Genomic DNA, 25,455 nt, shown 5'->3' on the forward strand with positions numbered 1-25,455 from the left:
CGCCAGGGCGACTTGTCGCGGGTCGAGGATCGGGCCGGCGGTTGGTCCTCATGGGCCTCCTTGTACACGGTTTGACACCGGTCAGGATCAATATCCGGGGTTGTTGGACTGCCCCGGTTCGGCCTTCTGCGGCTTCTCACCTGACTTCGAGTCCGGATCGACCGTGTCCGCGCGCTCCCACTCCTTGTCCAATTCGGTTCGCGAATCCGCCGCCTCGCTGCGGTGTGCGGAGGCCTGCTGGGCAAGCTGCTCGGCCTGCGCCGCCTTGACCTCGCCTTCTGCCTTTGCCGCCCGGCTCCTGGCTGCCGTCTCCTCCGCCCGCGCTTCTCGCTGAGCGACCTCGAATTCCCGTTCCGCCGCGCGATCACGGATGCCCTGGGCTTCGACCCGCTGATGTTCGCGCCGTCTGCGCGTCAACACCCATGTGCCGGCCACCAGCAAGATGACCAATACGACGACGACAATGATGACGATCGTAACTGTGGTGCTCATCTTCGACTCCTCGCACTCACCCCCCATTTTTCGAAACTAACGCTGCTCGACTACCCTGGAACTGCGAAAATATGCGATCGGACTGCCTACGGTCCGGGACCGATCCGGGCTGCGCAAAACCCCGAAAGCCCCCTGCTGGATTGCACGTGCGGGAAGAGCTCGCGACCGACGGGGTGGCCGACGAGTTCGCCCTGCTGCGTCGCCAGTACTCGGCGAGCGATTCGATCGCAGTGAAAAGCGTGGAATCGTTGTGCGGCACTGTTCTTCGAGCAAGGGCGTGATCAAATAGGAGGGGCCGGCCACGCGACGTGCCTACGGTCGATTCACGCGAATTCGGCTCTGCCCCATCGACGGGGTAGTGGTCGCACCTCGAGTGGGGCGACGGCTCGCGATGGCAGGAACAAGTCGCCGATGCCGTCGCGGAAATTGCCGACGCGGCACCGGGTCTGGCGTCGGGCCACGCACTCCGTTTTCCAGACCGGTGTCATATGGTCGCTATAGCCCGGTGACGGCCGCCGAAACGGCCGCGTCACCGCGTAGCGCCGTCGCTACTTCTTCGGCACGAGGATGCCGGTCAGGTCCGCGTCCCGGATCGGGGTGTCCGGATTGCGCTGCGCCTCGCACATCAGGGTGATGGCCGCGATGGACGCGTCGACCGTGTCCGGCGCGGCGGACGATGTCACCTTCGTGTCCTGCTCGAGATATTTGCGGACCGTGATCCGCTGCTTGGCCTGATCCTGCTGCGTGAATTCGCTGCACGGTGTACTGCCGCCCTTGTTGACGGCTTCCTTGGCCTGCTCGCACGCCCCGGTGAGGGGTATGAGCAGCACCGCGGCCAGGACGGTCACGGTGCGAATCGCGTGTCCGGTCATGGGGAACACTTCCTCGCATTCGGTCACCCCTCGAGTCGATTGCCCGGTTCCGTGCGCTCCAAACAATCACCCCGGCGCATCGAAACGAATTGTCCGGCAGCCTGTTTCGGGTCGGACAGCAGGGGTAGGCCCCGGTTGTCCCTGCAATCCGACAATCGGAGGAATATCGATGTCCCAGCACGACCCGGACGTGATCGACCTGCTGGTCTCCCAACATGGTGAGCTCGAGTCACTCCTGCATCAGGTACAGCCGGCCGCGGGCGGGCCCCGGGAAACAGAGTTCGAGGAGCTGGTGCGGACCACGCCGAGTACCCGGCCCGCTACAGTGTGGGCCGGGGATTTCGGGTTTCGCGACGCGCTTCGGGGATCGCCCGATCACCAGTAGTGCGCGCGGCCGCCGATCGGCCGCCCGGCCGTCCCGAGCAGCCACAGGACTGCGCCGATGAGCAGCAGAACGACACCGATGGTCGTGAGGATGCCAATCCCGAGAACCAACCCCAAGATCAGTAGAACGAGGCCCAGGATGATCATGACTATTCCTTCGTGGAATCGAATATTGCCCTCACGCAGTTCCCGGTGTTCAGGTTCTCAAACGCGTGGCGCGGTGATTCCGCTACCGGTCGGCTACCCACTCACGGCCCGTACGCACCGACGGCCCGCGACAAGGTCGTATCGCATGGTTGAGGCTGTCGGCGGCGGGTATTGCGATCGGCAGATATGACGAGAGGAGAGAGCGGTGTCAGCAGAACTCGACGGTATTCGTGTCCTGATCGTCACCTCCAATACGGGGGTGGAACGGGAGGAACTACTGCTTCCCCGAGACCAACTGCGCGCTCTCGGCGCGCACGTCACCCACGCCGCCGTGGAGGAGATCGACGTGCACACTTTTCGGCACGACCTCATTCCGTCCGAACCCGTGCGGCCCGACATGGCGCTGAGCGACGTCGATCCCGGCACGTTCGACATCGTGGTGATCCCCGGCGGCACCGTCAATGCCGACAAGCTCCGAACCAATGGCCCGGCAAGAGAACTCGTTCGATCGCTGATCGCGGCCGACCGCCCGATCGCGGCAATCTGCCATGGCCCGTGGTTGCTGGTCGACGCGGAGGTCGTGAAAGGCAAGACGCTGACCTCGTACCCCTCCTTGCGGACCGATCTGATCAACGCGGGGGCGATGTGGGTCGACGAGCCGGTAGTTCGCAGCGACGCCGAAGGTTGGACGCTGATCACGTCCCGCAAACCCGATGATCTACCCGACTTCGTCGATGCGATCGCCGCGGAATTCAGCGTGCGCACATCCTGAACCGCGGACGGACACGCAGTCGGCCGATTCCGGTGCGCCGTATTTCAGGTCGTCGACGAACCGGGATGGTCCAGCCGCGGGTAGAGCAGCTCTCGGATCAGCAGGAGCAGACTGGCGGCGACGGGAATGGCGAGCAGCGCGCCCAGGACGCCGAGGATCGAACCGCCGACCAGCACCGCGACGACCGTCACCACCGCAGGAACCTGCACCGTGCGCCCGATGATGCGGGGTACGAGCAGATAGTCCTCGATTCCGCGCATCGCGATGAAGAAGACCACGGTGGCCACGGAGACCGGCAGCGAAACCGTCAGTGCGACAAGCGTGATGGCAATTCCCGCGAGGGTGGAGCCGATCAACGGTATGAGGTCCAGCACGGCGGCGAGCACGGCCAGCACCAGCGGGAACGGGACATCGAACGCCGCCAGCCAGATGAAGGTGACCACTCCGGTGATCAAGGAGATCAACAGATTGCCCAGTACGTAACCGCCGACCTTGGCGAAGATCGCGTCCCCGAGCAGGACCGCGCGGGGTCGGCGATCTCGCGGGACGAGCCGATAGAGGTTGGCGCGCAAGGCCGGGAAATTCGCCGAGAAGTACGCGGTGAGCACCGCGACCAGCACCGTGGCAGTAATACCGCCGAAGATCACCTTTCCCGCCCCGACCAGGCCATGGGAGATCTCGCCGAAATCGGTGTCGGTGCCCTGTCTCAGCCGTTGGTCGAGGTGAAATCGCTCGGCGGCCTCCCGGACCAGGGGATAGCGGTCCTCGAGGTTGCGCAGGACATCGGGAGCGTGGTGGATCAGGCCTTGTCCCTGATCGATCAACGGCGGGACGGCGGCCCACAGAAACCCGGCCAGACCGCCCGCGACGATCAGGAACACCAGAGCGACTGCGAAACCACGGCGTACGTGGTGTCGAACCAGCCAGGAAACCGCGGGCTCCATGCCGATGGCCAGAAACAACCCGGCCGCCACCAGCAGTAGCGCCTCGTGCGCCGCAAGTACGACCCGCACCGCCCCGACCGTGACCAGCACTCCGGCCGCACCGGTCAGTCCCACCATGAACGGCGACTTCCGGTCGAATCTGCGCCCGGGCCTGCCAAGCGGATGCTGATGGCTGGAGAGCTCGGCCGCACGCTGCTCGGCAGCCTGGATCGGGGCCGGTTCGCTGTCGGAATGCGGCTGCCCGACCCGATCATCGTGCGATGGTTCGTCGTTCATCACCACCGGTACCACTGGCTGCGTGAACCGGCGGCATCCGCGCTACGGAAGACGAACCCGAGGATCCAGACCACCAGCACGGCGATCGCCACCCACCACAGGACTTTCACCAGGAAGCCCAGTCCGGCCAGCACCACGACGAGCAAGAGAACGATTACTAATGCGGTCATCTCTTCTACCTCCTGACCAGCGCTTACCCAGGTCTGCTGCGCTCAATCGTCAGTGCGGCGCTGGGTAGAGGTTCTTGCTAGTTGCTGGGCAGGCGAGCCGGTACCTCGTTGTGCCGGTCAGCCAGTGGAGGGGGCGCGATGTTCGCGGTCAACCGCGGGTACAGCATCTGCTGGATGGTTGCGCGGACCCGATCGGTGACCTCGAACATCGTGATCGGATCATGGGCGGCTTCCGGCTCGTAGACACCGGTGGGGAGGGGCTCGCCAAGCCCTCGGGGAACACGCCCGTCAGCGGATGTGAACCACCGTTCGATTCGCTGCTGGACCTGCGGTTTCAGGAACTCCCGTCTACCGTCACTCGTCGGAGCCCCGGTAACGACCGCATCATCTGTCGGCCACGATCGGGCACGGACCGGTTAAAAGGCCGACCTGTTGGTATGCGGTAAGTGTCGGCACAGCGCAAAACCCCCGACTGGCTGGGCCGATACGAGGGTCTTGCCCTATGTGCGCTACCGCGACGCTGGGGCGAGACCCTTGTCCATCCGATGTGGTCAGCGGGGGAACGTAGCCTGCCGTTGACCTTGGACGCCTACTCTGGTGCAAGTCGGCCCCCTCTGCGGTGGCGCAGACCCCTCGGCACAGCCCCTGGGCCTTCGTGGCTTTCCTCGCGCGCGGTCGACCTCGGCGTACACCGCCGCCGCGAGTTGAGAATCCAGCCCGCCCCGGTGAGACCGGGCGTCGGGCAGAGATTCGGAGGTACGCCATGACAGCAACCCCACACGATCCCGCCGGCGACGGGCCCGCTCGCCGACCGAGAAGCAGACGTTGGGTCGCACCCGCAATCACCAGCGGTTCCGATGCCGATGTGCCAGTGGTGCGCTGGCCGGATCCGAGTCGGCTCGAATCGTGGTGGCACGCCGTCATGCATCCGGCCGCCGAGCCGCCCAACGAATTCCACCCGAGCTAGACAGCTTCCTGAACTGCGCGGATTGCGGGCAATATCGTGACCGCGTACTCGGCCAGGCTCCGGATCCACTGGGCCTGAGGAGTCCGGGCGGTTCACCCCCGCAGGGGGCAGCCAAACCAGCATCAGCACCTGGCCGATCGCGATTCGGGTGTCGATGCCCGCCAACGGCATCGAAGGAATTCTCGCAGTGGGATGGATTCAAGGATGCGTCGTTTGCGGTGCCGGTCTACTGGCTGAGTTTGAGCAGATTCCCGCTGACATTCATGCCGGAGCTGCTCGGGCTGAATCTTGCGATCGGACTGTCGGGTGTTGGCGGGACATATCGCCGTATGAAGCGACCGAGTGGATCGGGTGGGTCAGGCTGGAGACGTCGTATGTGCTCAGGTGGTCTGGGTCGGAGTGAAACGCACCGCAATGGTAATCACACGACGTCCGACAGGACTGGAGGGCGAGGCCGGCCCAGCATTCAAGTTGCTTCATGCAGTCCAGCCGTACTGGATCGCTTGCTCGATCAGATGATCCGCGCCGGGCTGGGTGCGATCGCGCGTGTTGGCGTTGGCGGGTATAGGACCCGTCGTGTCGAATCTTGATCTTTTCTTCGGCCGAACACCCCCGGCAGCCGGGGGGCAGGACCTATCGTCGAGGGCGGTGGTAAGGACCCGAGTCGAGACATGCGGGCCTTGATAGTTCATCGCTGTGTACTCGTGGTTGCGAACTGCTCGACGGTGTCGCCAACCGTTGCCCTGGTCGGGGGTTTGCCCCACCCGACGGACGGCAGATCCCCCGGAACCGGGCGGGAAGATCATTGTGGGTCGCGGTCCCCGATCGTGTCCGCGCGGCGGCGTCCCGGACACTGTGTCCGGGTTCGGTGGGTCTGGCTATGAGTGTGATGGCTGCGATAGACCTCGCGGATACGGCCAAGCGGCGCGGCACCGACTCGGCCGGGCGGGTCGCCACCGCGGGGCACAACTATTACAGGAGTGACAGGGAGATGACTGATTCGAACTTCACTACCGACGACGCTGGAATCCCCGTTGCCAGCGACGAGCATTCCCTGACGATCGGCCCCGACGGGCCGATCCTGTTGAACGACGCGTATCTGATCGAGAAGATGGCTGCGTTCAACCGGGAACGTGTGCCGGAGCGGCAGCCTCATGCGAAAGGCAGCGGCGCGTTCGGCACATTCGAGGTCACCGAGGACGTCAGCGCCTACACCAGAGCGGACTTGTTTCAGCCGGGCAAAGTGACCGAAATGCTCGCTAGGTTCTCCACTGTCGCGGGCGAACGCGGAAGCCCCGATACCTGGCGCGACCCGCGTGGGTTTGCGCTCAAATTCTATACGGAGCAAGGCAATTTCGATCTGGTCGGCAACAACACCCCGGTGTTCTTCATGCGCGACCCGATGAAGTTCCAAGATTTCATCCGATCACAGAAGCGCCGCGCCGACAACAACTTACGTGACCACGACATGCAATGGGACTTCTGGACCCTGTCACCGGAGTCCGCGCACCAGGTGACCTGGCTGATGGGAGACCGGGGTATCCCGCGCAGCTGGCGGCATATGAACGGATACTCCAGCCACACCTACATGTGGATCAATGCGTCCGGTGAACGATTCTGGGTCAAGTACCACTTCAAGACCGATCAAGGTATCGAATTCTTCACGCAGGACGAAGGCGACCAGATGGCAGCCATGGACACCGATTACCACACGCGGGATCTATGGGAGTCGATCGAAGGTGGCGATTTCCCGAGCTGGACCTTGAAGATGCAGATCATGCCGTTCGACGCCGCGAAAACCTACCGGTACAACCCCTTCGACCTCACCAAGGTCTGGCCGCACGGCGACTACCCGCTGATCGACGTGGGCACGATGACCCTGAACCGCAATCCTGCCGACCATCACACCGAAATCGAGCAGGCCGCATTCGAACCCAGCAATGCGGTGCCGGGTACCGGCCCTAGCCCGGACAAAATGCTGCTGGGGCGATGGTTCTCCTACCCCGACGCGCACCGACACCGAATCGGCGTGAACTACAAGGAACTACCGGTCAATGCTGCGCGGGCGACGACGGTCCGGTCGTACTCGAAGGACGGCGCCATGCGCCGAAGCAACCCGGGCGACCCGGTGTATGTCCCCAATTCGAAGGGCGGACCCCATGCCGACCCGGTCATCAGTGGAGAGCCGGCAACCTGGTACAGCGACGGAGAGATGGTGCGCCAGGCGTACACCCTCCGCGCGGATGACGACGATTGGAGCCAGCCGGGCACCATGGTGCGCGAAGTTCTCGACGACGCCGCGCGGCAGCGATTGACCGACAACATCGTCGGGCACTTGTTGAACGGTGTCAGTGAGCCAGTACTGCTTCGCGCATTCGACTATTGGCGCCACGTGGACAAGGACTTAGGCGACCGCGTCGAGGCGGGCGTGCAAGCCAAACGCGACGAACTTGACCCGAAGGCAGCGATGCAGGCCAACCCGAGCCGTTCCAGCGCACAGCGCAAGGCATAGTTGCCCCCGGTCGGCACAGCGGGTTGATCGGAGACGGAACCGAGGCCGTAGCGCAGGTAGTCGATGACCGCGGTGTCAATGAGTTCGCCGGGCACGATCACGGGGATGCCGGGCGGGTAAGGGTGACTTGGTCGGCGGTGATGCGGCCTGTGCGTGTTCGATGGGCACCGTGCCGTAGGGGCCGAAGGCGCCCGACCCGCCCGCATCCCGGGGTAGGACCCAGCAGTTCCATACCGCCCGTTTACCCGACGACAGCCCGGATAATCAGGCCGCAGCAGCACGTCACCCGCCCCCGGCCTCCGCGTCAAGGCACGGCGTGCTCTGCGACGACGCGCAAGGTATCCAGTGACGTGTCCGCAGGGTCGGGCACGTTCATCCCGGCCGCGATACCCGAACGCAGGTAGTCGATGACGGCGACGTTGATCAGTTCACCGGGCACGATGACGGGGATTCCCGGCGGATACGGAGTGACCTGTTCGCCGGCGACGCGGCCGGGAGCACGATCGATCGGAACGGATTCGCACGGTGCGAAGAAGGCGTCGCGCGGCAGCATGATTGAATCCAGTTGCAATTCACGGGGACTGAGCAGCCGGATGCCGTGCGGCGCGGGGTCGCGCAGCTGAGCACGCCATGCGGCGAGGCCGGTGACGAGGGCGTCGACGGTTTCGGTGCTGTCGGCCATGGACAAGGTCGCGATAATGCGACGGTGATCGATGTGGCCGAGATCGATGCGCCGGTGTTCGCGCATCCAGTCGGCGATCTCGAAACCGGTCGCGCCGGTGGCGGAGACATCCATCAGGACCTGGAGACGATCCAGGTCGTGGGAGGCCTCGACGCCGAGCAGCTCGTCCTCCATCACCGAAATGCCGGGGATGGTACCGAGTTCGTGGCGCGCGTACCCCGCAATCTTCAGTGCCGCGCCGAGCAGGTCACGGCCGTGTTCGACCATCTGTCGGCGCCAGCCGTCCATGGCGGCATACAGCAGCACGTTGGGGCTGGTCGTCATGAGCAGATCCGCGCACTCGCGCAGCCGGTCCCGGTCGACGAGATCGCCTTGGAGATGGAATACCGAGCCTTGTTCGAATCCCGCGCCCATCTTGTGCACGCTGACCAGGCAGATGTCCGCGCCCGCGTCCATGGCCCAGATCGGGAGGTCCTCGTGGAACGGTAGATGCGCGCCCCACGCTTCGTCGATGATGAGTGGCTTGCCGTGACTGTGACAGACATCGGCGATCGCGGCGATGTCTGCGCAGGTGCCGTACGGCGTGGGACTGACGATCAGCGCGCCGGCCGCCTCCGGATGGAGTTCCCATGCCTCCTGCACCTGTTCCGGCGACGGCGCATGCGAGAAGTGCCGAGCCGCATCCCATCTGGGTGACACCCAGTAGGGCCGTACGCCGGCGAAGATCAAACCGGCGACGATCGATTTGTGGCTGTCCCGGCCCAGGACGAGCCCGCCGTCGCCGCCCGCGACGGCCATCATGGCCGCCTTGACCGACAGCGAACTGCCACAGGTGGAGAAAAAGGCGTACTCCGCACCAACGGCGTCGGCCATCAGTTCTTGGGCGTCGGCGAGGTGGTGGCCGCGGGACAAACGATCGTCCATGCCCGGTCCGGCGAGGATATCCGCGCGCAGGGCCGCACCCAGGATCTCATTCACGCGGGGGTCGGCTCCGCGCGACTGCCGGTGACCGGGCGGGGTGAACCCGTACCGGCCCAAGCGCTGATAATCGGCCAGGGCATCGAGTATCGGTGCGGCGGAATGATTCACGGCGATCTCCCTTACGGCTCGGATGGGCGACATTCGATGTTCCGGGGATGACCTCAGGTCCCGCGGAGCGTGTCGAGTAACGGTGATGCTGCTTCGGCGAGGAATCGATCCTGTTGTTCGTCGCCGATCTGGACGAGCGCGATGTCGGTGAAGCCCGCGTCTTGGTACGGGCGTACGGACTCGGCGACGTCGTCGAAATCAGGGCCGCAGGGGATCTGCTCGGCCAGGTCGCGGGGGCGCACGTATTGCGTCGCGGCCGCGAATCCCGCGGGGGTGGGCAGATTGGCGTTGACGTCCCAGCCGCACGTGGACCACCGGAATTGGTCGTGTGCGCGGTGAATCGCCTTGTTGCGGTCAGTGTCCCAGCTGATCGGGACCTGTCCGGTAACTTGCGAGGGCCCGTTGCCGTGATCGACGAATTTGATGTGTTGCCACGAGTCGACGAGTTCGGGGTCCGGGTCGGTGGTGATCATCGCGTCGGCCAGTGGGGCGAATCGGCGGACCGACTCGGGTCCGGAGACCGCGACCGCGATCGGTATCGGTTGTGCGGGCAGATCCCAGATCTTGGCCGCGTCGACCCGATACCAGTGCCCGGCGCGGCTGATCGTGTCCCCGGTCAGTAGGTCCCGGATCAAACCGATCGCCTCGGCGAGCCGATCCTGCCGTTCGTCGAGGCCGGGCCAGCCCGCGCCGATCACGTGTTCGTTGAGGCTTTCGCCGCTGCCGAGTCCGAGGGTGAATCGGCCCTCGGCGAGGATCTGAAGGGTCGCGGCTTGCTGCGCGACGATCGCGGGGTGGTAGCGCATGGTCGGGCAGCAGACGTAGGTCATCAGGGGAATGCGCTCGGTGGCCTGTGCCACGGCGCCGAGCATGGTCCAAGCGTGCGGTGCGTGGCCCTGGGACTCGAGCCACGGCGAGTAGTGATCGGAGCTGACCAGGAAGTCGAATCCGGCCTGTTCGGCGGCGACGGCGTAACGGACGAGCTCGCGCGGGCCGCTCTGCTCGGTCATCAAGGTGTATCCGAACCGGGTCACGGTGGTGTCCTTCCGTTCGGCGTGGGTGGGATATCGGTCGGCTACCCACTCACAGCGCGTACACACGGTTGGCCCGCTGACTGTGTCGTGGCGGTTTGGCTTCCCGCACGGCGGGGAGGTGCTCGACGACGCCGATTCGATGGGCGGGCCTCGCCGCTCGAGGCCGGCGTCCTACAGCGACCATCAGGAGGAACCCATGTCGAAAGCACAAGAGACCGGCCAATACACCGGCACCGAGGACAAGGATTACAACGTCATCTGGTTCACCGAGGCGTGCCTGGGCAACGCGTTGCGGATGGAGGTCTATCGCCGTGACGCCGAACGGTCCGGTGACAGTGAACTGGTGGAGTTCTTCGGCCGAGCCCAGGCCGAAAGACGCAAAGGCGCGGAGCAAGCCAAGGTCCTGCTGGCGCGCCGATTGATCGGGGAAGCCGGTAACGCCACGCCTACACAGAGCTGAGCCTCACCTGCGAAGCCTCGGAGGGCAGCGACTGTCCGCCGCGGAACCGGGTATCGCACCGCGCCGGGGTTGAAGCCGTTCGCTGCGGGTATTGCGAACGACGTTCAGATCAGATGGTTTGGCAGCGCACTACTTCCGAAGGAAGTCGCGGTCCGCGCGAGGCGCACCGTCAACGGGCGACGGCATCTCAACGACGAGGTCGGCGAGCGAGCGAAACGCGACAGGTAAGACGGGAGGAGAACTCGGTGTCAGCGGAACTCGTTGGCGTTCGCGTCCTGATCATCACCTCCAATACCGGGGTGGAACGAGATGAACTGGTGGTTCCCCGAGATCAACTGCGTGCTCGTGGCGCACACGTGACCCATGCGGCAGTGGAGGCGATCGACGTACAGACGTATCGGTACGACCTCATCCAGTCCGAACCGGTGCGGCCGGACATAGCGCTCGGCGAGGTAGATCCTGGCGAGTTCGACGTGGTGGTGATCCCGGGCGGCACGGTAAATGCCGACAAGCTGCGCATCGACGACAGGGCAAGAGAACTCGTCCGATCCGCGATTGCGGGCGACCGCCCGATCGCAGCCATCTGCCACGGCCCGTGGCTGCTGGTCGACGCCGCAGTGGTGACTGGCAAAACGCTGACTTCGTATCCGTCGCTTCGCACCGATCTGATCAATGCGGGGGCGGCCTGGGCCGACGAGCCGGTCGTTCGCAGCGACTCCGAAGGCTGGACGCTGATCACCTCTCGCAATCCCGACGATCTACCCGACTTCGTTGGCGCCATCACCGCGGAATTCAGCGTGCGCACGTCCTGAACCGGCTACCTGCCGGTTCCCGCGGGGAGACATCTGCCAGCACAGTGTGTGGAGCGCAGCCGACCGATCTGCGATGCACCTCAGGTCGTCGACGACGCTCGTTGTTGTTGTGCTGCTTACGTATGCACCGATTCCGTGCGCGTGCTGACTCCGGGCCGGACGTCGTAGTCGACGACCCGCACGATGTCTCCCTCGACGCCGTGCTCGGCGAGCCGATCGAGGATCCGGCGAATCTCGCGGTATCCGGGCTCGGGGTCTCCTGAGCCGCCGTCCTGCATTCGGAGTGACCAAGAGTTCCAAACGGGTGGAATACCGGCCGGACGCGAAACACCTGGTCGGTGCGGCTTCGGTACTTCGTCCGCCCAGGATCGAATAGCCGAGAGGATCGCGGGTAGATCGATTAGGTAGGCAACAGTCCGACAGCTCGGGAACCGAGCTCCATGACGATGAAGGAGGCTCTACCGTGCGTGGTCTCGGGAATCCAGTTCAGTTCCGCAGTCCGGCGGGTCCGCGACGGGGCCGCCCGCAGCCATGTGGCGAACTTTCCGCAGGCGTTCTCGAGGTGCTGGGGGACAGCGCTGGAGCCCCGGTGCCAAACGTGCCCGACGAGGCCGACCCAGCCGGTCGCGATCTGCAGTTGGCGCTGCACACCTGCTATGGCCTGCATTATGCGGGTTTCGATGGTGTGGACGAAGACTGGGAGTGGGACCCCGAGCTGCTGCGCCTGCGCGCTGAATTGGAACGCCGGTTCCTGGCGGCGTTGCGTAGCGACGTCGGGAACGACCGGGATCTCGATATCGAACTCGACGCTCTGCTGACCGTCCCCACCGTGGAGGCCGGGGTGGCGGCGTTTTTGCAGGATCGAGGGCAGCCGTGGCAGGTGCGAGAGTATTTCGCACACCGGTCGATCCTGCATCACCAGGAGGCCGACCCGTACGCGTGGATGATTCCGCGGTTGCGGGGACGGGCCAAGGCCGCGCTGGTTGCTGTCGAATTCGACGAGTTCGGGGGCGGGCACGCGGACCGGATTCATCAGCAGCTCTATGCGAATCTGCTGGCCGGTGCGGGCATGGATCCCTCGTACCTGTTCTATCTGGATGCTGTGCCGGCTCAGATGCTCGCGATCGTCAACATGATGTCGTTGTTCGGGCTGCACCGCGGTCTTCGGGGCGCGGGAATCGGCCACTTCGCTGCCGTCGAGATCACGTCCTCTCCAGCATCGCGGCGCATGGTCGGCGCACTGGAAAGACTGCACGCCGATCCGGCCTGCATACGCTTCTACCGCGAACATGTCGAAGCCGACGCCGTCCACGAACAACTGATGCGGCGTGAGGTGATCGGCGATCTGCTGAGGACCGAACCCGAACTCCGCACCTCGATCGCTTTCGGAATCAGCGCTACCGGTCTGCTGGAAGATCGCTTCGCCGAATACGTTCTCGCCTGCTGGCGTGGCAATCGCACCTCCCTGCTCATCGAGGAGGCAGTCGACGCCGGAGGCAAATTCGATCGCCCGCTCGCGAATGAACAGTGAATTCAGGGCTATTTCTTGTTCATGATGTTGATTCGCGCACCCGGCGTGTATCGCCCCCAAGCCGATACCCGGCTGCTCGCGCGCGCGTACGCCGATGCGCACATCCCACCACACCGACGCGTCGTCGATGTGTGTACCGGAACTGGTGCGCTGGCAATTGCTGCCGCCCGGTTCGCCAGGTCGGTTACCGCGGTGGATATTTCGCGGGCCGCTCTCATATCGGCTTGGCTCAACTGCCGGCTCCGTGGCATCGACGTCGAACTCCTGTACGGCGACTTTCGGACGGTTCTGCCGGGCAGGACCTTCGACGTGATGGTGTGCAATCCGCCCTATGTCCCGTGTTGGAGCGACCGTCCACCTCGCGGTGGGGCGCGTTCCTGGGACGCGGGCGTCGACGGGCGTTCGGCGATCGACTCCCTGTGCCGGCTCGCACCCGAGTTGCTTTCCGAAACTGGGACGTTGCTAATGGTTCAATCCGTGTTGTCGGGGGTCGACAGCACGCTGGCCGTTTTGCGCGCCGCCGGGATGAAGGCCGCGGCAGTCGCTCGGGCGACCATTCCGTTCGGCCCGGTACTGTGCAGCCGCGCAGCGTGGCTGGTCGACACTGGACAGATCCAACCGGGGCAACGCGACGAGGAGTTGGTGGTCATTCGTGCCGATCGATCCAGACAATGACAGGCGGACAGTCACTTTCACCGCCGACGGTCCCGCGCTCGTCGAGGGGCCACTGGACGTTGTGACGGCCGATGGCCGCACTATCCGCTGCGACCGCTGTGTCGTGGCACTGTGCCTGTGCCGCCGCTCAGAAATCTACCCACTGTGCGACACCAGCCATCGCAAACATCGACGAGAATTCGACTAACCGCTTCAAGCAAAGGCGAAGAACCCGAGGTCAGCGGTGGCGGGCTCGAGAGTCCCCGAAATCCTGGCCTTCGCGGCGTATGACCCGCCTGTGACGAGCACGGTGCCGGCAGTCAGGCGGGCCACGCAGCTCACCGCGGCCCCCCGGCAGCCCGGCCCGTGAATCAGTATCCAGCTACCGCCAATGTGGCTGCGAGTGCGATCATTCCGAGACCGAGAGGACCAGCCCAGGCCAATTTCGGGCGTTCACCACCGACTCGCCCGCGTGCGATCTGGCGGTCCGGGTGTAGTCCGGGAATTTGCTCGGCGCGGCCACTCGGCCGGCGTCCGCGGCATTCGAAATGTTCTTACTCGCTGGGTATAACCTCGTCCTCGATTTGACTCACCACCTGTACCAACGACTGCGTGAACCGGCAGCATCCGCGCTGCGGAAGACAAATCCGAGGATCCAGACCGCCAGCACGGCGATCGCCACCCACCACACGACTTTGACCAGGAAGCCCAATCCGGCCAGTACCACGACGAGCAACAGAACGAGTAGCACCGGCACATATCGAACCGGGAATCCGCGCCCGCGGACATGTCTCGGTTCTGCTGCGGGCTTTCACAGCCCTCCTCGCGCCGTTCGATGCCGCCGCCCGATGCCCTCGATTTCCATCCATTCCCTTTGTAGGGCTGGATGATTGGATGCCTCCAAGAGCAGCGCGTGCACGAATGCCTGCGGTAGATTGCCGCGCAGCTGACGCTGGGTGACATCGAATTCCTCGGCGAACAAGCCCGGTGTGCCACACGCGGCGCGGTTGCGTTCGAAATAGCGTGCTGCGACGACCGGATAGCCGAGGTCGGCCGTCGCGATCGCCATCGCGAATCCGCACAGCAGAAACGCGCCCTCATTGCTGCCGAGTGGGCTTCGTCCCTCGCGAAAGCGGTAAACATAGAATTCGCTGGACAATTCGCGCGCGACCGCGGCGACCGTCGCCCGATCGCGCAGATCGCCGCGTGGTGACGCACCGCGGGTGATCGGCAGCAGCAGCGCGGCATCCACCTCTGGATGTTGAGGCGACCGTTGCCAGCGTCCGGTGGGATGCACACTGTTTCGTGCCGTCTGCGACACCAACTCATCGGCCAGGTGAGTGCACGCCGTAGGGTCGGCGCCGGTGGCAGGAGATTCGGCCACCGCGCGCAACCCCGCTGCGCAGATGAGACGTGAATGGGTCCAGTGCTCGTCGTCGATCTCCCAGATTCCGGCATCAGGTCGATCATGTTGTGCGGCAATGGCATTCACTGCGAGATCGACCGCTCTCCGATTATCCGCGAGTAGCCGATCCAGACGGGCCGCCGCTGCGAACACCAACAGCGCTTCACCGAAGATGTCGAGCTGGAACTGATCCCGCACCCGATTCCCCGCCACCGCCTGACCGCCCGGATAGCCGGGTAGCTCGATGGCCCGGCTGCGTGGCACCGGATCACCTTGGAGGGTGTAGGCGGGCATCAGGTCGGGTCCGTCGGTGAGCAGCCGTTCGGTCGTGAACCGGACCGCCGAATCGAGGAGTAGCGGTGCCCCGGCCGCAGCAGCCGCTTGCCCGGCGAGGCACTGGTCGCGGATCCAGACGTATCGGTAGTCGTAGTTGGCTCCCTGCTTGGCTTGTTCGGGCAAACCCGAGGTAGCGGCCGCGACCATGCCGCCGCCAGTGCTGGTCATTCCGCGCAGCACGGCATACGCGTGCGTCGCGTCTCGCGGAGCGGCATTCGCCCGCAGCGAGGGCATCTCCCGCTTCCAAGCGAATTCTGTTTCCTTCCAGTATGTTTCCGGGTCCTGCGGCGGGTTGGGCTGTCCGATGTCCGTGAGCTCGAGCACCAGGTTGTGAGACTGCCCAGGAGGTACTCGGATCGACAGTCGCCAGCCTGGGCAGCGGGCGTCGTCGTCGAGCACTGCGGTGGCCGCACCGCTCCACCTGAGCCGCAATCGGCCGCACCGCGCCTCCCACACCTCCCCGACACGCCGAACGCCACGGAGCGGGGACGATCCGTACTCGTGGGCCGGGTTCAGCTTCACGGTGACCCGGGCCTCACCCTGCAGCGCGTGTATCCGGCGCAGCAGCACGACCTGGTGCGCGTCTCCGGGAAAGGCCAGTGCCTCACGGCATTCGATCTCCGCGGAGTCGGTCACCCAGTGGGAGTTCCAGATCAGGCTGCCCGACTCGTAGTAGCCACCCCACACGAAGTGCTCGTCGGGCGTCACCGAGTACCCGCTCGCGCCGCCGATCAAGGTGTCGAACACCGGGGAGCTGTCCCACCGGGGTACGCACAGCCAGGCGATGTCACCACGCGGCCCGATCAGCGCGCCCCGTTCACCGTCGGCGACGAACGCATACTCCCGCAGCACATGCGGCTGGTCGATCGGCGTCGGCTCCACACTGACGGGTTACCACCGGAATGGGCGGGTAATCGCGGGACATACCTCCCACCAGAGGTGGGAGTCGCCATGCCCGAATCGACAGCGGCCCAGTCGCCAAGGCCCGGAACGTCGACTTCGCTCGTCGGCGATGGGCTCGACTCGATTCCTCGGTTGCGGCTCGGACGGCTTTGCGCCCGCTGACTCGCGAACTGAATTCGTGCCCGGCTCGGTCGGGGGACGCGGCGCGCGTTGCCCCGGCCGAACCGGCATTTCCGAAGGCCAGTACGCGAACAGCCACAACTCATTTCGTGATCTGATTAGCTTGTCTTGCGCCGGGTCCTGAGGGCCTTGGCCCTTGCCAGTTCGCCCCACTCTCGCGCGCGGCGTGCGAGCCTCCGGCCCTCCGAGCGGGTGGAGGTGGCCAGCTGCGCACCCTGTTCCTGGACGGTGCCGGTGAGTTGCGCTGTGTGCTCCCGTGCGCCCTCAGCGAGACTGCTGCCGTGCTCACGTGCGGCATCGACGAGCTGCCCGCCTCGATAGGCGCCGGCCCGGCCCCAATGAACGCCGACCTCGCGGCTGGTCCTCGCGAGCTGTCCGCCATGGTGCTGGGCGGCGTCGACAAGGCGTTCGCCACGATCACGCACTGCCGCAACGAGTTCGGGACCGTGGTCGCGCGCAGCGTCCGCGAGATGCTCACCTCGCTCCTGCAGCGCCGCGGCAAGCTCCGGCCCGTGAACCCTTGCGGCATCGGCGAACTGGACGACTCGATCGTGAGCCGGGACCGCCTCCGAATGGAGCTTTCCGATTGCACGCCGGCCGCGCCAGCCGAGGGAGGGCTTGCCCTGCCGGTCGGTGGAAGCGATGAGCAAGGCGCCGAGCAGGCTCACATCCTTGAACAATGCGGTGCGCTTTGCTGCGCGCCGCTCGGGATCCTGCTCGGTCCAGAACCCCTGTTCGGACATCGCTGCGGGGACGACGGTCGCGGCGAGCACGGCGGTGGACAGGCGCGGTAGCTTCCCGATGGCCAGCAGCGAGCCGGCGCCGACGCGGATCGCCGCGTTGACCCGGATCGCGTGTGCCGGGTCGGCGGGCAGGTGCGCGGCCAGCCGTGGTGGCAACTTCTGCTCACCTTTCTGCAGCGCAACGGTCGCAGTCTTGATCCGGAGATCGGGATTGATGAGAGTGTCGATTCCGTCGATGACGAAGGCGGTCGCCAGCAGGGGGTGGGCTATTCGCCGCAGCATGGTGGACTCCTTTCCGGAGGCTTGCCTCATGTGGGCTTGACGTTGTCGCTGTTCCCGGCTTATCCGCGGCGAAACGCGGCGGTCACGGTCACGGTCGTACCGTCGGCGGCTGATTGCGGGATTGACCTGTTGTGGACCCCGATGGCCGACATGCCGGGCGAGCCGTAGATGCGCTGACATCGCCGGTACCGCGCGTCTAGAGGTTGGGGGTCTGTGGTCCGACCACGAAGGTGGTGTATCCATTGGAATCGAGGTCGGCGTCCAGAATCTTGTCCTCGAAGTAGTCGGCGGACTTGCGGTCCATGAAGATGCGGGCTCCTTCGGCGGTGAGCACTTCGTCGTCTTCCGACGGCGCGACGACGAGCGCGAGCTGGAAGCTCTCGGCGTCATCGGGAGAGAAGATCCGCAGCCCCGCTTCCATGGGCGCGCCTTCTCCCGCAGTGAGACCACGAACGGCCTGGACGGCAGTGGGGGTGAGCATCAACATCTGTTCTTCCTTTCGTGGTCAGTAACGCCAACTGACTGTCGGCAATCGGTCGAGTAACCGGAGGATCCACCCCGAAACATCTCGAGCCGGACGGGACTTGGTTCGTGTGGCGATACCGCAAGTGCCGCCGGAAATGATTCATCCGGCCCGCCGGCGTCCGGTAGAGATCGACGGGAAGAGCTCGGGTCGGCGGTCGTTCGGCCCGACGAATGAAGCTCGCTGGGTTCCGGTGGCGGCCCTCCATGAGGACTTCGATGGTTCGCGCGGTCTGGACGCACAGTATGCGGCCGTGACCGGCCTGGCTGCTGAGATCGGTTTAGGCGGAGGCGAATTCCGGCCGACGTTTGGCGGTGAGATTCCACTAGGACCTGTGCGGCGCATCCGGAGTGGCTGCCGACAGGCTGTCCCAAACAACCACCATGACAACAACTCTCACATACAGCGACGTGCAGCGAGCGCTCCGTGAAGTCAGGCTGGCCAGCAGCAAACTGAGCCTGCGCACCTGTGGACAGACGGGGCCTAGGCTTGCGACGGTGAAGTCTCGAACACCAGTCGCTTGTTCGTAATGGTCCATTGCGGTGTGGGCCACGGGGTCGGGTCGGGCGGTGGAGGATTCGGGAACGGCTTCGGCGGCTCGGGAGTGTCCGGGCCCGGTGGCGGAATCGGTTTCGGCTGTTGCGGGACGGGGATGGGTTCCGGCGGTCGTACCGGCGGGGCGGGTTCCGGTGGCTCCAGTGGCTCAGTCGGATCGCGCGGAAACGGATCTACTTCGTTGATCATGGCTACCTCCGGAGATCGGTAAGGCGTCGGATCCCCCGGACGCTCTCGCCACAGCCAGTTGTGTGGGACTCGCCAGCTGGATACCCAGATTGTTTCGGTCGACACGGTCAGGAACCCGCGCGCCGCGAAGCGCAAACCGATGATGGCCATCCCGGGGCCGAGTGGACGCCGAGAACGGTCAATGACCACCGCGCGCGAGATAATGACGGCGAAACTTCCAGTGCGTCCGGTCGACAGACACGGGTCTCTTCAGGAAACGGGAAGGCATCCAATGGGATTCGTACAGCGCTTCGACCATGTCGGAATCACTGTGTCTGACCTCGACGCCGTGGCCGCCTTCTTTGTGAGCCTCGGCTTGGAAGCAGATCAGAAGATGGCCGTCGAAGGCGAGTTCCTGGATACGGTGATCGGCATGACCGGTGCTGCCACGGAGATCGTCATGCTGCGAGCGCCAGGCGGAGGTACGACGCTGGAGCTCTCGAGCTTCGCACGCCCTGACTACCTCCCGGGTTCGCCGACTGCACCGGCCAACGAACTGGGCCTGCGCAACATCGCCTTCGAGGTGCAGGACCTGCAGGCCGTGGTCGACCACGTCGCAGCTGGCGGTTACGGCCTCGTGGGAGGTGTCGGCGAATACGAGGGGGTGTGGCGGATGGCCTACGTCCGTGGGCCCGAAGGAATCATTGTCTCGCTGGCCGAGCGCATCCAGAAGTAGGGCGACATCAGGCGCACGATGGTGTCGCGGGGCGCGGCGCTGCATGCCATCCTGCGCCCCGCCGCGTCCGAGGGGTTTCAGGTGGAGATCGGGTCTGATGGGAGCGAACGCCACCGGAATAGCGGAGAATTAACCCATGGGTTCGCGTGCCGAGACACCCCCGGAACCGCAGCCGGGGGCTGTGGGCCCGCCGGTGCCTGCGGGCCCGCGTACCGGGAGTTTCAGGTTCTGGTTCGCCACCCGTCGTTGGGAGTGGTCGCCGGAGGTGTACGAGATGCACGGCTACACACCCGGCGAGGTCGAGCCGACCACCGATCTGCTGCTCGCCCACAAACATCCCGATGACCGTGAGCAGGTCGCCGAGATCATTTCGCGCTCCATCGCGCACGGCGAACCCTTCTCGAGCCGTCACCGGTTCATCGACGTCCAAGGCCGCGAGCACCAGGTGATGGTGGTCGCCGACCGCATTCTCGACAGCGACTCCCGCCCGGTCGGCACCGCGGGCTTCTACATCGACCTCTCCAGCACCATCGCCGATGCCGGACAGCAGGCCCTCGTCGCGCAACTACCCGGATTGATGGACGCGCGCGCCGCGATCGAGCAGGCCAAAGGCGTACTAATGTACATGTATCAGATCGACGCCGAGCAGGCGCTCGAGCTGCTGCGGTGGCGCTCGAAAGAGACCGACGTCGAACTCCGGGCCCTGGCTGAGCAGCTACTGGCAGAACTACCGAGTGTGCCGCCCCTGCCACAGGCCCTGACCATGTTCGACCACATGCTGCTGACACTGCATGAACGTGTCCATGACGACCCCGGCCCGCGGAACACTGCCGAGGAGAGTGAGCGGTGAGAACGGCTCAGACGGGGATAACAGCCACCGCGGGCCGCGAACCGGTTGGACATGCGCGCGTTGCCGTTACGCCCGAATTGGCAGGCGCCCGCAAGTCGAATCGAACTCAGAGCGTCACGCCCCTTGGAAGAAAGCCCAAGCGGAGAAGGAATGCGGCGCAACGCAAGTCGTCGAGAAGTGTCAGGGCTACCGTCGGGCTTACCGTCCTGAGGATCGGGCCTCCAACATTGGAAGCGCTCGTTTGCGACGTTCCTCCCCGGGTACGGCGAGAAATAAGCCGACGCTCGGCCCGCGGTCCACTTCGGTGCGCCTGCTGAACCGAAAGGTTGACCGACATGACCACTTCCGGGAACCGGATGATGCCTGTCCAGGTGGTCGCGCTGGTGGTTGGCGCTGTCTTCCTGCTCGTGGGCGCGCTCGGCTTTATCCCCGGCATCGTCTCCCACTACGACTCGCTGACTTGGGCCGGCCATCACACCAGCGCCGAACTCTTCGGCCTGTTCCAAGTGTCGGTGTTGCACAATCTCGTACATCTGCTCTTCGGCGTGGTCGGGCTGGCCGCGATTCGCACAGCCAACACCGCCAGGCTCTTCCTGCTGGTCGGCGGCAGCATCTATCTCGTGCTGTGGTTGTACGGCCTGGTTATAGACAAAACTGCCGACGCCAACTTCGTGCCGCTCAACACCGCCGACGACTGGCTGCACTTCGGGCTGGGCATCGGCATGGTGCTGCTCGGCGCAGTAGTGCCACGATTAGCCACCGGCACAACACGGGCGGTCATCGGGGGTACTTCGCTGCCCTAGGGGCAGCGGAGTACCGAGTGAGCTGCGACTGACGTGCACGCGGCCAGGTAGGCATCGTGGAATTCGTTGGGGCGCTCTGCGGCGGACAGCATGATGGCACCACCACGATTCGAGCCGACTTGGATCGAGCCAACGCCGATCGGTTGTCGTCTCGACCAGCGGCCGCGGTACACCGACTTGTGGGGCCATACGTCCACTTGTGCGCTCCTCGTACTCACGGATTTGATTGGTCGCCGAGGCGGTACCACGCCTGGTAGCGCCGTAAACGGGACCGGTTGACGAGGTTGACGGCGGTTGTCACGACCGTTTCCCTTCACCGATCGCGGGTAGGCAGGGAGTGGGTCGGTTGAAGGCCCTGTATCCGTCGACAATTTGGAAGGGATCGATATGAGCGCGACCGACAAAGCGAAGAACAAGGCCGAGGATCTCGCCGGCAAGGCCAAAGAGAAACTGGGCCGAGCGACCGGCGACAAGGATCGCGAGAACGAAGGCAAGGCGGACCAGGTCAAGTCCAACCTGAAGGACGCGGGGGAGAAGGTCAAGGACGCTTTCCGCGATTGAGTCCACGCCTTCTGTCATTTCGAGTGGGTGCTTGGTGCGCTATGTGCTGGGGCCCACTCGACTTGATTCGTAGTCACTCGAAGCCACGGTGTGCCGGCATCGGCCCGGGGAAGGTGGGGCCCGCTCGAAACCCGCAGTGTAAGAGGCTCGTCCTGGGGTACAGCCCATGCAAGGCCGACCGGCGGTCCGCACGTCTGGCAGGGGGTGTTTCGAATGGCGAATCCCAGCAATCCAGTCGAGTTGGCGGGGGTGGACGATGTGATCGGATTACTGGTGCGCCAGCACGAACAGATGCGTTTGCTGTTCACCGACATTGCCGCCGCGGTCGATTCCGTTGAGCGAGAGGTCACGTTCTTCACCCTGCGGCGACTCTTGGCGGTCCACGAAGCCGCCGAGGCGCAGATCATTCATCCGCGGGCCCGAATCGAACTCGATGGCGGGTCCGCAATGGTCGATGCGCGGCTGCGGGAAGAGCATGACGCCGGAGTGCAACTCACCCAACTCGAATCTCTCGATCACGGCTCCGCAGAGTTCGAGGAAAAGCTCATCCTGCTGAGCGGCTATCTGATTGCGCACAACGCGCGCGAGGAGGAAGAGGAGTTCCCGCGTTTGCGGGATGAGCTCGAACCCCGCCAGTTACAGGCCATGCGCAGAGCTGGCGAACTCGCCGCAACTCCCGCTCCGGCGCCGGCCAGGCCGACCATGGCATCGGTGGGCGCCAACCTGTTCCCTGGGCCGTTCGCGGACATGCTGGAGCGAGCCCGCGATCTCATCAGCGAACCGAGCGAACCGTCTGAAGGCTGAACGGTGTTCGCCGAGCAGCAAGTGTGAATAGATCACGTTTGAGTGACGCCGAATCGGGGCATTCATGTTGTGTCGAGTCGGTTCAGTAGTGTGCCTGCTCGGCGAACTCTGACGCAGGAGACCGATATGGCCGCGTCGACATCAGCTACCCGTGCGCCGGAGCTCAGCGTCCGGCCCAATACGCGTCGCGACAGCTATGAGTGCCTGGAGCCGTTGCTCGAGGCATTGTCGCAAGTGGCTCCCGACGATGATCGTCACAGCAGACTGCGCGAGGAGATTCTCCGACGCGCACTACCACTGGCCGAGCACGTCGCCCACCGGTTCGTCGGCAGGGGCCAGGAGTACGACGACCTCCTACAGACCGCCTCTCTCGGTTTGGTCAAAGCGGTGGATGGTTTCGATCCGCAACGTGGCTCTACGTTCCTCGGATATGCGGTACCGACGGTTATGGGCGAGGTGCGCAGGCACTTTCGTGATCGTTCCTGGGCAGTGCGCGTCAGTCGAACGGTCAAAGAGCTTCATGCCCGTATCGGACCGGCCACCGAAGTCCTGGCTCAGCGACTGCGGCGGATGCCCACCGCACGGGAACTCGCAGCGGAGCTCGGCGTGGAGCTGGAGGAGGTCACGCAAGCCTTGATCGCGGGCGATTGCTATAAGACCGAATCCCTCGACAATGTCGGTGACGGCGAGGAGTCTCGGCCGTCGCACGCATTGGTGGAGCGTTTGGGCCGGCTCGAGCCGTGCTATGAATTGCTCGACGGTGCCATGTCGGTTCGTCCGCTCCTCGCCGCCCTGCCCGCGAGGGAAAGACAGATTCTGATCTGGCGCTACTTCGGGGAGATGACTCAGAGCCAGATCGCCGGTCGACTTGGCATTTCGCAAATGCAGGTCTCACGCCTGCTCAATCGGACGTTGTCGACACTGCGTCACGAGGTGCTCAGTGACGCGATGTCGACGTAGCGGCATCGTCGGCTGAACCAGGTGGCTCGGGGATCCGCGTGTGCATAGTCAGCAGAATATGGTCGAACACCGCGACCGTCGAGGGTGGTGCAGGAGGCACGGTGGACAGCTCAGCGAGCAACTGCGTGGCCAACAGCCGCAACTTGGTGTTCGTCTCCTGCGACCGCCACATCAATACCTTGAACGCTTGATCGGCGTTGATGCGATACATGCGCATCAGCACGCCCTTGGCCTGCTCGATCTCGGCTCGGCTTTCGAACAGCTCGGGCAGTGTCGCGTCGAGGGTCTCGCGCTGCATCTCGGCGCGGGCCGCACCGAGATCGATATAGAAGCCGGCCGAGCCGACCGGCGTTCCATCGTCGGCCACGATATGGTCGGCGACCACCATCACGTCGTGCTCGCCCCCGGCGATATCGATGAACCGATGGCGGCTCGAGAACGGAATGCCCTCGTCGATCGACCGCGCGATCGCCTCGGCGACGTGTTCACGATCGTCAGGATGCTTGTGTGCCAACAGCAGATCAGTGGTGGGCTCGATCTCTCCCGGCGTGTACCCATGCATCCGGTACACCTCAGGAGACCACTCCCAGCGGCGGGAGCCGAACCAGAACCGGAAGCTCCCCGCAGTCGGCCGGTTCATCTCCGCATCGTCGCCCGGTATGGTCCCGGCAGCGGTCAGATCCGACGGTTCGCTCACCGCCCAATTATTGCACTGCCAGGCCAATCTGACTGATCCGATCCAATCGGGGGCGCAGCTCAGCGCATGTCTTGGCTCGCAGCTTTGCCGGGGCGAGAGATGGCAGATGGCACCGACGCCGACCGCGAATTCTGCGGTGGAGCATGGTCCTTGGAGGTGTCGGTCTTGTGTGTCGGCGCAGGAGCGCGCGAAGGCGTCGACGGAGTGGTCGAAGGCGCGAAGGGCGCGGCCAAGGAAGCCGCGGGCAAGATCTTCGGCAACGAGGGGCTCCGCGAGGAGGGCCGCGCTCAGCGGGACAAGGCCGAAGCCCAGCGTGATGCCGCCAAGCGGGAGGCCCAGGCGGAGAAGGACCGTGCCCAGGCCCAGGCGGAGGAAGTTCGACAGCGAGCGCAGCAGAATCCATGATGTCCATGGCCGATCCGAGTGACCAGGACGTGATCGACCTGCTGGTAGCCCAGCATGGCCGGATCAAAGCCCTGCTCGAGCGGGTCCTGGTGACCGAGGGTCAGGTCCGGCAGCAGGCGTTCGACGATCTGGTCCGACTGCTGGCCGTGCACGAGTGCGCGGAGGCGGAGGTTGTGCATCCGGCCTCCCGTCATCATGCGGTGAGTGGCGAGATCGTCAACAGCCGATTGCATGAGGAGCAGGAGGCCAAGCACGCTCTGGCATCCCTCTACGACCTCGGGCTCGATCATCCGCAATTCGATTCGAGATTCGCGGCTTTCGCGGAGAGGGTGGTCGAACATGCGGAACTCGAGGAGAAGGAGGAGTTCGGTCAGCTACAGCTGCAGACGTCCCACGACGAGCGAGTCCGGCTTGCGACCGCGGTCCGCATCGCCGAAGCCTTCGCGCCCGCCCGCCCCCATCCGGGGGTGGGCGGCTCGGTGGCCGCGGATCTTCCGATCGGTCCGCCGACGGCCGTGTTCGACCGGATCCACGGCGCCCTCCGCGAGTGGCGTAGCCAGAGCAGCATCGCCTAGATCGCTCCGTCTCGTGGGCCCTCGCACCGAGATCCCCGGCCTGTAACGGAACCGGCCGGGGGTCCGCTGATGGCGGCCTTCGGTGACTTGCACGCTCGAGGAAGGGAGTTCTGCGGGATACCCGTCGCAGCCCTCGATCGGGCGTTCGCCAATTCGGTGACGACATCGCTA

At 64.9% G+C, this 25,455-nt stretch carries 28 protein-coding genes and 1 pseudogene; 17 read left to right on the forward strand and 12 right to left on the reverse strand.

Translation table 11 applies throughout. The features are described 5' to 3' along the window. Nucleotides 1–87: 87 nt before the first annotated feature. Entirely contained in the window at nucleotides 88–492 is a 405-nt protein-coding gene (locus ACYVKL_RS28490) for a hypothetical protein (RefSeq protein ID WP_379166208.1), read from the reverse strand. Between the two features lie 548 nt (nucleotides 493–1,040). Beyond that, nucleotides 1,041–1,364 (reverse strand): hypothetical protein, encoded by a 324-nt coding sequence (locus ACYVKL_RS28495; protein ID WP_379166209.1) that lies wholly within the window; start codon nucleotides 1,362–1,364, stop codon nucleotides 1,041–1,043. 169 nt (nucleotides 1,365–1,533) lie between these two features. Between ACYVKL_RS28495 and ACYVKL_RS28500 the strand changes: the two genes are divergently transcribed. Next, complete coding sequence (locus ACYVKL_RS28500) at nucleotides 1,534–1,749, forward strand: hypothetical protein (protein ID WP_379166210.1); 216 nt, start codon at nucleotides 1,534–1,536, stop codon at nucleotides 1,747–1,749. On the opposite strand, the gene ACYVKL_RS28505 is transcribed toward ACYVKL_RS28500, so the two are convergent. Beyond that, nucleotides 1,740–1,895 (reverse strand): hypothetical protein, encoded by a 156-nt coding sequence (locus ACYVKL_RS28505; RefSeq protein WP_379166211.1) that lies wholly within the window; start codon nucleotides 1,893–1,895, stop codon nucleotides 1,740–1,742. The genes ACYVKL_RS28500 and ACYVKL_RS28505 overlap by 10 nt on opposite strands. 205 nt (nucleotides 1,896–2,100) lie before the next feature. Between ACYVKL_RS28505 and ACYVKL_RS28510 the strand changes: the two genes are divergently transcribed. Then, the gene (locus tag ACYVKL_RS28510) at nucleotides 2,101–2,667 is read left to right on the forward strand and encodes a type 1 glutamine amidotransferase domain-containing protein (RefSeq protein WP_379166212.1); all 567 of its coding nucleotides are present in this window, start codon (nucleotides 2,101–2,103) and stop codon (nucleotides 2,665–2,667) included. A gap of 44 nt (nucleotides 2,668–2,711) precedes the next feature. Here ACYVKL_RS28510 and ACYVKL_RS28515 read toward each other — a convergent pair whose 3' ends face one another. Both ACYVKL_RS28515 and ACYVKL_RS28520 read right to left on the reverse strand, forming a co-directional pair. Beyond that, on the reverse strand, nucleotides 2,712–3,887 hold the full coding sequence (locus ACYVKL_RS28515) for an AI-2E family transporter (RefSeq protein WP_379166213.1): 1,176 nt from the start codon (nucleotides 3,885–3,887) through the stop codon (nucleotides 2,712–2,714). Continuing rightward, entirely contained in the window at nucleotides 3,887–4,057 is a 171-nt protein-coding gene (locus tag ACYVKL_RS28520) for a hypothetical protein (RefSeq protein ID WP_379166214.1), read from the reverse strand. Before ACYVKL_RS28520 ends, ACYVKL_RS28515 begins: the two co-directional genes overlap by 1 nt. Before the next feature lie 1,958 nt (nucleotides 4,058–6,015). Between ACYVKL_RS28520 and ACYVKL_RS28525 the strand changes: the two genes are divergently transcribed. Beyond that, nucleotides 6,016–7,536, forward strand: coding sequence for a catalase (locus tag ACYVKL_RS28525; protein WP_379166695.1), 1,521 nt, complete (start codon nucleotides 6,016–6,018; stop codon nucleotides 7,534–7,536). A gap of 59 nt (nucleotides 7,537–7,595) precedes the next feature. Here ACYVKL_RS28525 and ACYVKL_RS28530 read toward each other — a convergent pair. The 3 genes and pseudogenes from ACYVKL_RS28530 to ACYVKL_RS28540 all read right to left on the reverse strand — a co-directional run. Further along, nucleotides 7,596–7,742: pseudogene (locus ACYVKL_RS28530) on the reverse strand (hypothetical protein); the annotation flags it as partial. A 98-nt stretch (nucleotides 7,743–7,840) separates the two neighbouring features. Next, the gene (locus tag ACYVKL_RS28535) at nucleotides 7,841–9,307 is read right to left on the reverse strand and encodes an aminotransferase class I/II-fold pyridoxal phosphate-dependent enzyme (protein ID WP_379166215.1); all 1,467 of its coding nucleotides are present in this window, start codon (nucleotides 9,305–9,307) and stop codon (nucleotides 7,841–7,843) included. 53 nt (nucleotides 9,308–9,360) lie between these two features. Next, entirely contained in the window at nucleotides 9,361–10,341 is a 981-nt protein-coding gene (locus ACYVKL_RS28540; RefSeq protein ID WP_379166216.1) for a TIGR03557 family F420-dependent LLM class oxidoreductase, read from the reverse strand. A gap of 196 nt (nucleotides 10,342–10,537) precedes the next feature. On the opposite strand from ACYVKL_RS28540, the gene ACYVKL_RS28545 reads away from it, so the two are divergent. From ACYVKL_RS28545 to ACYVKL_RS28570, 6 genes are all read left to right on the forward strand, one after another. Further along, complete coding sequence (locus tag ACYVKL_RS28545; protein ID WP_379166217.1) at nucleotides 10,538–10,801, forward strand: hypothetical protein; 264 nt, start codon at nucleotides 10,538–10,540, stop codon at nucleotides 10,799–10,801. Between the two features lie 245 nt (nucleotides 10,802–11,046). After that, nucleotides 11,047–11,613 (forward strand): type 1 glutamine amidotransferase domain-containing protein, encoded by a 567-nt coding sequence (locus ACYVKL_RS28550; protein WP_379166218.1) that lies wholly within the window; start codon nucleotides 11,047–11,049, stop codon nucleotides 11,611–11,613. 122 nt (nucleotides 11,614–11,735) lie between these two features. Beyond that, a complete protein-coding gene (locus tag ACYVKL_RS28555; RefSeq protein WP_379166220.1) occupies nucleotides 11,736–11,876 on the forward strand; it encodes a hypothetical protein in 141 nt (46 codons plus the stop codon). Between the two features lie 299 nt (nucleotides 11,877–12,175). Continuing rightward, nucleotides 12,176–13,144, forward strand: coding sequence for an iron-containing redox enzyme family protein (locus ACYVKL_RS28560; RefSeq protein ID WP_379166221.1), 969 nt, complete (start codon nucleotides 12,176–12,178; stop codon nucleotides 13,142–13,144). A 21-nt stretch (nucleotides 13,145–13,165) separates the two neighbouring features. After that, on the forward strand, nucleotides 13,166–13,819 hold the full coding sequence (locus ACYVKL_RS28565; RefSeq protein ID WP_379166222.1) for a methyltransferase: 654 nt from the start codon (nucleotides 13,166–13,168) through the stop codon (nucleotides 13,817–13,819). Beyond that, entirely contained in the window at nucleotides 13,797–14,006 is a 210-nt protein-coding gene (locus ACYVKL_RS28570; RefSeq protein ID WP_379166223.1) for a CDGSH iron-sulfur domain-containing protein, read from the forward strand. Before ACYVKL_RS28565 ends, ACYVKL_RS28570 begins: the two co-directional genes overlap by 23 nt. Nucleotides 14,007–14,609: 603 nt before the next feature. Here the strand turns inward: ACYVKL_RS28570 and ACYVKL_RS28575 are convergent. The 3 genes from ACYVKL_RS28575 to ACYVKL_RS28585 all read right to left on the reverse strand — a co-directional run bounded on the left by ACYVKL_RS28575 (nucleotide 14,610) and on the right by ACYVKL_RS28585 (nucleotide 18,134). Continuing rightward, nucleotides 14,610–16,421 carry a glycoside hydrolase family 15 protein gene (locus ACYVKL_RS28575; RefSeq protein ID WP_379166224.1) on the reverse strand — a complete coding sequence of 604 codons (1,812 nt, stop codon included), beginning with the start codon at nucleotides 16,419–16,421 and terminating at the stop codon, nucleotides 14,610–14,612. 299 nt (nucleotides 16,422–16,720) lie between these two features. Continuing rightward, nucleotides 16,721–17,647, reverse strand: coding sequence for a DoxX family protein (locus ACYVKL_RS28580; RefSeq protein ID WP_379166226.1), 927 nt, complete (start codon nucleotides 17,645–17,647; stop codon nucleotides 16,721–16,723). A 196-nt stretch (nucleotides 17,648–17,843) separates the two neighbouring features. Further along, nucleotides 17,844–18,134, reverse strand: a complete 291-nt coding sequence (locus ACYVKL_RS28585; protein ID WP_379166227.1) for a hypothetical protein — start codon at nucleotides 18,132–18,134, stop codon at nucleotides 17,844–17,846. A gap of 1,051 nt (nucleotides 18,135–19,185) precedes the next feature. Here ACYVKL_RS28585 and ACYVKL_RS28590 point away from each other — a divergent pair. The 6 genes from ACYVKL_RS28590 (at nucleotide 19,186) to ACYVKL_RS28615 (ending at nucleotide 23,607) form a co-directional block, all read left to right on the forward strand. Then, nucleotides 19,186–19,629 carry a VOC family protein gene (locus ACYVKL_RS28590; RefSeq protein WP_379166697.1) on the forward strand — a complete coding sequence of 148 codons (444 nt, stop codon included), beginning with the start codon at nucleotides 19,186–19,188 and terminating at the stop codon, nucleotides 19,627–19,629. A 136-nt stretch (nucleotides 19,630–19,765) separates the two neighbouring features. Then, the gene (locus ACYVKL_RS28595; protein WP_379166228.1) at nucleotides 19,766–20,479 is read left to right on the forward strand and encodes a PAS and ANTAR domain-containing protein; all 714 of its coding nucleotides are present in this window, start codon (nucleotides 19,766–19,768) and stop codon (nucleotides 20,477–20,479) included. A 335-nt stretch (nucleotides 20,480–20,814) separates the two neighbouring features. Next, a complete protein-coding gene (locus ACYVKL_RS28600; RefSeq protein WP_379166229.1) occupies nucleotides 20,815–21,282 on the forward strand; it encodes a DUF4383 domain-containing protein in 468 nt (155 codons plus the stop codon). Nucleotides 21,283–21,669: 387 nt separating this feature from the next. Then, nucleotides 21,670–21,843, forward strand: a complete 174-nt coding sequence (locus tag ACYVKL_RS28605; RefSeq protein ID WP_379166230.1) for a CsbD family protein — start codon at nucleotides 21,670–21,672, stop codon at nucleotides 21,841–21,843. 213 nt (nucleotides 21,844–22,056) lie between these two features. After that, nucleotides 22,057–22,647, forward strand: coding sequence for a hemerythrin domain-containing protein (locus ACYVKL_RS28610; protein ID WP_379166231.1), 591 nt, complete (start codon nucleotides 22,057–22,059; stop codon nucleotides 22,645–22,647). A 126-nt stretch (nucleotides 22,648–22,773) separates the two neighbouring features. Then, nucleotides 22,774–23,607, forward strand: coding sequence for a SigB/SigF/SigG family RNA polymerase sigma factor (locus tag ACYVKL_RS28615; RefSeq protein WP_379166232.1), 834 nt, complete (start codon nucleotides 22,774–22,776; stop codon nucleotides 23,605–23,607). Here the strand turns inward: ACYVKL_RS28615 and ACYVKL_RS28620 are convergent. Then, on the reverse strand, nucleotides 23,585–24,247 hold the full coding sequence (locus tag ACYVKL_RS28620; protein ID WP_379166699.1) for a PAS and ANTAR domain-containing protein: 663 nt from the start codon (nucleotides 24,245–24,247) through the stop codon (nucleotides 23,585–23,587). The genes ACYVKL_RS28615 and ACYVKL_RS28620 overlap by 23 nt on opposite strands. Nucleotides 24,248–24,469: 222 nt before the next feature. On the opposite strand from ACYVKL_RS28620, the gene mbp1 reads away from it, so the two are divergent. Both mbp1 and ACYVKL_RS28630 read left to right on the forward strand, forming a co-directional pair. Next, nucleotides 24,470–24,709: a microaggregate-binding protein 1 gene (mbp1, locus tag ACYVKL_RS28625; protein WP_379166702.1), complete on the forward strand. Its 240-nt coding sequence runs from the start codon at nucleotides 24,470–24,472 to the stop codon at nucleotides 24,707–24,709. 5 nt (nucleotides 24,710–24,714) lie between these two features. Then, complete coding sequence (locus tag ACYVKL_RS28630; protein ID WP_379166234.1) at nucleotides 24,715–25,284, forward strand: hemerythrin domain-containing protein; 570 nt, start codon at nucleotides 24,715–24,717, stop codon at nucleotides 25,282–25,284. Nucleotides 25,285–25,455: the final 171 nt, after the last annotated feature.

The organism is Nocardia tengchongensis (assembly GCF_054781395.1).

Coding starts and splice junctions, on each gene's coding strand:
- ACYVKL_RS28580 (WP_379166226.1), bottom strand. CDS start 17,647: ATGCTGCGGCGAATAGCCCACCCCCTGCTGGCGACCGCCTTCGTCATC.
- ACYVKL_RS28520 (WP_379166214.1), bottom strand. CDS start 4,057: ATGACCGCATTAGTAATCGTTCTCTTGCTCGTCGTGGTGCTGGCCGGA.
- ACYVKL_RS28605 (WP_379166230.1), top strand. CDS start 21,670: ATGAGCGCGACCGACAAAGCGAAGAACAAGGCCGAGGATCTCGCCGGC.
- ACYVKL_RS28585 (WP_379166227.1), bottom strand. CDS start 18,134: ATGTTGATGCTCACCCCCACTGCCGTCCAGGCCGTTCGTGGTCTCACT.
- ACYVKL_RS28525 (WP_379166695.1), top strand. CDS start 6,016: ATGACTGATTCGAACTTCACTACCGACGACGCTGGAATCCCCGTTGCC.
- ACYVKL_RS28495 (WP_379166209.1), bottom strand. CDS start 1,364: ATGACCGGACACGCGATTCGCACCGTGACCGTCCTGGCCGCGGTGCTG.
- ACYVKL_RS28630 (WP_379166234.1), top strand. CDS start 24,715: ATGGCCGATCCGAGTGACCAGGACGTGATCGACCTGCTGGTAGCCCAG.
- ACYVKL_RS28505 (WP_379166211.1), bottom strand. CDS start 1,895: ATGATCATCCTGGGCCTCGTTCTACTGATCTTGGGGTTGGTTCTCGGG.
- ACYVKL_RS28490 (WP_379166208.1), bottom strand. CDS start 492: ATGAGCACCACAGTTACGATCGTCATCATTGTCGTCGTCGTATTGGTC.
- ACYVKL_RS28545 (WP_379166217.1), top strand. CDS start 10,538: ATGTCGAAAGCACAAGAGACCGGCCAATACACCGGCACCGAGGACAAG.
- ACYVKL_RS28610 (WP_379166231.1), top strand. CDS start 22,057: ATGGCGAATCCCAGCAATCCAGTCGAGTTGGCGGGGGTGGACGATGTG.
- ACYVKL_RS28590 (WP_379166697.1), top strand. CDS start 19,186: ATGGGATTCGTACAGCGCTTCGACCATGTCGGAATCACTGTGTCTGAC.
- ACYVKL_RS28555 (WP_379166220.1), top strand. CDS start 11,736: ATGCACCGATTCCGTGCGCGTGCTGACTCCGGGCCGGACGTCGTAGTC.
- ACYVKL_RS28565 (WP_379166222.1), top strand. CDS start 13,166: ATGATGTTGATTCGCGCACCCGGCGTGTATCGCCCCCAAGCCGATACC.
- ACYVKL_RS28595 (WP_379166228.1), top strand. CDS start 19,766: ATGGGTTCGCGTGCCGAGACACCCCCGGAACCGCAGCCGGGGGCTGTG.
- ACYVKL_RS28515 (WP_379166213.1), bottom strand. CDS start 3,887: ATGAACGACGAACCATCGCACGATGATCGGGTCGGGCAGCCGCATTCC.
- ACYVKL_RS28615 (WP_379166232.1), top strand. CDS start 22,774: ATGGCCGCGTCGACATCAGCTACCCGTGCGCCGGAGCTCAGCGTCCGG.
- ACYVKL_RS28500 (WP_379166210.1), top strand. CDS start 1,534: ATGTCCCAGCACGACCCGGACGTGATCGACCTGCTGGTCTCCCAACAT.
- ACYVKL_RS28600 (WP_379166229.1), top strand. CDS start 20,815: ATGACCACTTCCGGGAACCGGATGATGCCTGTCCAGGTGGTCGCGCTG.
- ACYVKL_RS28620 (WP_379166699.1), bottom strand. CDS start 24,247: ATGAACCGGCCGACTGCGGGGAGCTTCCGGTTCTGGTTCGGCTCCCGC.